2 protein-coding genes are annotated in these 544 nt (G+C 64.3%); both read right to left on the reverse strand.

Features of this window, described 5'->3' with window-relative positions; all coding sequences use genetic code 11:
* The coding region (locus tag SO139_RS46395) for an IS66 family transposase (RefSeq protein ID WP_496114211.1) at positions 1–222 on the reverse strand (222 nt) is incomplete at its 3' end.
* Positions 223–316: 94 nt separating this feature from the next.
* Positions 317–544 (reverse strand): IS66 family insertion sequence element accessory protein TnpB (gene tnpB / locus SO139_RS46400; protein ID WP_498542180.1); only part of this gene is annotated, 228 nt, incomplete at its 5' end.

The raw sequence follows: 544 nt of genomic DNA on the forward strand, positions 1-544 counted from the left end.
GGTTGCGGTTGCTTCCAGCTCTTCGAGCTGAAGCTCCATCTGCTCCAGGAGCCGTGCCTTGCGCTCCGAGCGGCTGCCGTAAATCTGGCGGCGCAGCTTCTCGATCTCGAGCTTGAGGTAACTGATCAGGGCCTCGGCCGCCTTCGCGTCGGCAGCTTCCGCTTTGGCGCTCGCCGCGACGGCTTCCGCTTGAAGGCGCGCGGCGCGCTCCGCGAGGATCATCGCATGCGCGGCGGCAAGATCGGTGGGGAGCGATTCAGATGCGGTCACGGCGATGATGGAATCACATCCATCACGATCCGGGAAGCGCAAAGCCTCATCCGACCGATGTCGGCCGCCACGTCTCTTGTGGGTGCCTCCAATCGATTCCGGACAGAAGATAACCGAGTTGCGCCGACGAGATCGTCACCACACTCTCGGCCGGGCTCGGCCAGATGAAGCGGCCCCGCTCCAGGCGTTTTGTGAACAGGCAGGCGCCCTGGCCGTCATGCCAGATCACCTTCAGCAGATTGCCCCGACGCCCGCGGAAGCAAAACAGGTGGCC

The sequence above is a fragment of the Bradyrhizobium sp. UFLA05-89 genome, assembly GCF_059803475.1.